This window comes from Streptomyces sp. (assembly GCF_019510245.1).
Taxonomy (GTDB): domain Bacteria; phylum Actinomycetota; class Actinomycetes; order Streptomycetales; family Streptomycetaceae; genus Streptomyces.
On record NZ_JAEKKT010000387.1, the window covers coordinates 1 to 4279 of the forward strand.

Annotated in this window: 2 protein-coding genes and 1 pseudogene; all 3 read left to right on the top strand. The window is 69.8% G+C overall.

Annotated elements, in window-relative coordinates; translation table 11 throughout:
- Nucleotides 1-165: pseudogene (locus JF597_RS52485) on the top strand (two-component sensor histidine kinase); the annotation flags it as partial.
- On the top strand, nt 162-839 hold the full coding sequence (locus JF597_RS52490) for a response regulator transcription factor (protein ID WP_069763256.1): 678 nt from the start codon (nt 162-164) through the stop codon (nt 837-839). The pseudogene JF597_RS52485 and the gene JF597_RS52490, both read left to right, overlap by 4 nt.
- 143 nt (nt 840-982) lie before the next feature.
- Nucleotides 983-4090 carry an efflux RND transporter permease subunit gene (locus JF597_RS52495; RefSeq protein ID WP_294013991.1) on the top strand — a complete coding sequence of 1036 codons (3108 nt, stop codon included), beginning with the start codon at nt 983-985 and terminating at the stop codon, nt 4088-4090.
- The last annotated feature ends 189 nt before the right edge of the window (nt 4091-4279 follow it).

Genomic DNA, 4279 nt, shown 5'->3' on the forward strand with positions numbered 1-4279 from the left:
GACAGCGGCGGCGGCCACGGCCTCCTCGGCATGCGCGAGCGGGTCACCGCCCTGCGCGGCACCCTCACCACCGGTCCCCGCTACGGCGGCGGTTTCCGCGTCCATGCGATCCTGCCGGTCAAGACCCGAACCACCGCCAGGGACAAGCCGGGAGAGCCCGTATGACGATCCGTGTCCTGCTCGCCGACGACCAGGCACTGCTGCGCAGCGCGTTCCGTGTGCTCGTCGACTCGGAGCCGGACATGGAGGTGGTCGGCGAGGCGTCCGACGGCGCCGAGGCGGTCCGGCTGACCAGGCAGGAGCGCGCCGATGTCGTCCTCATGGACATCCGGATGCCCGGCACGGACGGCCTCGCGGCCACCCGCATGATCAGCGAGGACCCCGGCCTCGCCCATGTCCGCGTGGTCATCCTGACCACCTTCGAGGTCGACGACTACGTCGTGCAGTCCCTGCGGGCCGGTGCCTCCGGCTTCCTCGGCAAGGGCAGCGAACCCGAGGAACTCCTCAGCGCCATCCGGGTCGCGGCAGGCGGTGAGGCCCTGCTGTCCCCGGCCGCCACCAAGGGTCTGATCGCCCGCTTCCTCGCCCAGGGCGACGCGGACGACAACGACCCGGTGCGCTCCGAACGCCTCGCCGCCCTCACCGTCCGCGAGCGCGAGGTCCTCGTCCAGGTCGCCGGTGGTCACTCCAACGACGAGATCGCCGAGCGCCTCGAGGTCAGCCCGCTCACCGTCAAGACCCACGTCAACCGGGCCATGGCCAAGCTGAGAGCCCGGGACCGGGCCCAGCTCGTGGTGATCGCGTACGAGTCGGGGCTGGTACGTCCAAGGGTGGAGTGAGCTCAACCGTCCCGTACTGCGCCCGGAGTAGGCGCCGTATAAGGAAATGGTCCTGGAGGCTACGGATCACCTCACACGCATGCCACAGGGTTGAGGGGCCACCACGCCACTTCTGCCGCTCACAGAAGAGAGAACCCTGACCCATGTCCTGGCTGTCCCGATTCAGCCTCGCGCAACGGGCCCTGATAGGCCTGATGTCCCTCATCGCGATCGCGTTCGGCGCGATCGCGATCCCGCAGCTGAAGCAGCAACTCCTGCCCACCATCGAACTGCCGATGGTGTCGGTGATCGCGCCCTACCAGGGTGCCGCACCCGACGTCGTCGAGAAGCAGGTCGTCGAGCCCATCGAGAACAACCTCGAAGCCGTCGACGGCATCTCCGGCGTCACCTCCACGGCGAGCGAGGGCAACGCCGTCATCATGGCGTCCTTCGACTACGGCAACGACACCAAGCAGCTCGTCGCCGACGTCCAGCTCGCCGTCAACCGGGCCCGACTGCCCGACGACGTGGACCCGCAGGTGGTCGCCGGTTCGACGGACGACATGCCGACCGTCGTCCTCGCCGTCACCTCGGACAAGGACCAGCAGGCCCTCGCGGACCAGCTGGACCGCACCGTCGTACCGGATCTGAAGAACATCGACGGCGTGGGCCAGGTCACCGTCAGCGGTGTGCGCGACCTCCAGGTCTCCGTCACCCCGGACGACCGGAAACTGGCGACGGCGGGCCTGACCGCCCAGTCCCTCGCGCAGGCCCTCCAGGCGGGCGGCGCGACCCTCCCGGCCGGCTCCTTCGACGAGGCCGGCGCCAACCGGACCGTCCAGGTGGGCGGCGGCTTCACGTCGTTGGAGCAGATCCTGAACCTCATGGTGAAGGGTTCGGGCAAGCCGGTCCGGCTGGCCGACGTGGCCAGCGTGCGGCAGGAGCAGGCCCCGGCCGACTCCATCACCCGCACCGACGGCAGGCCCAGCCTCTCCGTCGCGGTCACCATGGACCACGACGGCAGCGCGGTCGCCATCTCGGACGCGGTCCAGGACAAGCTGTCCGACCTGCGCGGGGACCTCGGTTCCGGCGCCACGGTCACCGTCGTCAGCGACCAGGGCCCGGCGGTCTCGAAGGCCATCTCGGGCCTGACCACCGAGGGCGCGCTGGGCCTGCTCTTCGCGGTCCTGGTGATCCTGGTCTTCCTGGCGTCGGTCCGCTCGACGCTGGTGACGGCGGTCAGCATCCCGCTCTCCGTGGTCCTGGCCCTGATCGTCCTGTGGACCCGCGACCTCTCCCTCAACATGCTGACGCTGGGCGCGCTGACCATCGCGATCGGCCGGGTCGTCGACGACTCCATCGTCGTACTGGAGAACATCAAGCGGCACCTCGGCTACGGCGAGGAACGGCACTCGGCGATCCTCGGCGCCGTCCGCGAGGTGGCCGGAGCGGTCACGTCCTCGACCCTGACCACGGTCGCCGTGTTCCTCCCGATCGGCCTGGTCGGCGGCATGGTGGGCGCGCTGTTCGGCGCGTTCAGCCTGACGGTGACCGCGGCCCTGCTGGCGTCGCTCCTGGTCTCGCTGACGGTCGTCCCGGTCCTGTCGTACTGGTTCCTGCGCGCCCCGAAGGGCACCCCCGAGGACGCCGACGAGGCACGCCGGATCGCGGAGGAGAAGGAGGCGCGGAGCAGGCTTCAGCGCTTCTACGTCCCCGTCCTGCGCTTCGCCACGAGGCGCCGTCTGACGAGCATGCTGCTGGCGGTCGTGATCCTGATCGGCACCTTCGGCATGGCCCCGCTCCTCAAGACGAACTTCTTCGACCAGGGAGAGCAGGAAGTCCTCACCGTCAAGCAGGAGTTGAAGCCCGGCACCAGCCTGGCGGCGACCGACGCCCAGGCGAGGAAGGTCGAGAAGCTGCTCGCCGGCACGAAGGGCGTCAAGGACTACCAGGTCACCATCGGCTCCTCCGGCTTCATGGCGGCCTTCGGCGGCGGCACGGACACCAACCAGGCGTCCTACCAGGTGATGCTGGACGACTCGGCGCAGTACGACCGGGTCCAGGACGACATCGAGGCTGGCCTGAAGAAGCTCGACGGCATCGGCACGACGACCGTCGCCGCCGGTGACGGCTTCGGCAGCCAGGACCTCAGCGTGGTCGTGAAGGCGGCCGACGCGGGCGTCCTGCGTGCGGCGTCCGAGCAGGTGCGCAAGACGGTGGCCGGCCTGGACGACGTCACGGACGTGACCAGCGACCTGGCGCAGAGCGTGCCGCGCATCTCGGTGAAGGCGAACGACAAGGCCGCGGCGGCGGGCTTCGACGACCAGACGCTGGGCGCCGCGGTGACCCAGGCGGTCAAGGGCACGACGGCCGCGCAGGCGACCCTGGACGACACCGAGCGGGACGTCGTCATCAAGTCGGCGAAGCCGGCCGTGACCCTGGACCAGCTGCGGAACCTGCGGCTCGGCCCGGTGAAGCTGGGCGACATCGCCACCGTGAAGCTGGTGGACGGCCCGGTGTCGATGACGAGGATCGACGGCCAGCGGGCCGCCACGATCACCGCCAAGCCGACCGGCGACAACACCGGCGCGGTCAGCGCGGACCTCACGTCCAGGCTCGACGCCCTGAAGCTTCCCAAGGGCGCCACGGCCGAGATCGGCGGCGTCACCTCGGACCAGGACTCGGCGTTCAAGAACCTGGGCCTGGCGATGCTGGCGGCGATCGCGATCGTCTTCATGCTCCTGGTGGCGACCTTCCGCTCGCTGGCCCAGCCGCTGATCCTCCTGGTCTCGATCCCCTTCGCGGCAACGGGCGCGATCGGCCTCCTCATCGCCACCGGCACCCCGATGGGCGTCCCGGCGATGATCGGCATGCTGATGCTCATCGGCATCGTGGTGACGAACGCGATCGTGCTGATCGACCTGATCAACCAGTACCGCAAGCAGGGATACGGCGTCGTCGAAGCCGTGGTGGAGGGTGGCCGGCACCGGCTGCGTCCCATTCTGATGACGGCCCTGGCCACGATCTTCGCCCTCCTCCCGATGGCGTTGGGCGTCACGGGCGAGGGCGGCTTCATCGCCCAGCCGCTCGCGGTGGTCGTGATCGGCGGCCTGATCACCTCGACCCTGCTGACCCTCCTTCTGGTGCCGACGCTCTACACCATGCTGGAGCTGCGCAAGGAGCGCCGCGCGAAGAAGCGGGCCGCGAAGAAGGGCGGGCCCGCGTCCCAGCCGGCCCCGGCTGCCGAGGAACCGGAACCGGCCGGCGTGTGACACCTGCCGGTCACGAGCCCCCGCAGCGTCGGCTGCGGGGGCTCCCGCCGTTTTACGAGAGCCGGAAAAACAATCCCCGCGACGATGTCGAGAACCCCTGCCCTGCTCCGTCCCCGTGGTGAGAGCGGCCAGAATGGGCCGCAACAGGACCCGGGAGAGACATGATGGCCAAGTACCTGCTGCTCAAGC

What these genes read in the sequence shown, in the direction of transcription:
- JF597_RS52490 (WP_069763256.1), top strand. Translation starts at nt 162, where the DNA reads ATGACGATCCGTGTCCTGCTCGCCGACGACCAGGCACTGCTGCGCAGC.
- JF597_RS52495 (WP_294013991.1), top strand. Translation starts at nt 983, where the DNA reads ATGTCCTGGCTGTCCCGATTCAGCCTCGCGCAACGGGCCCTGATAGGC.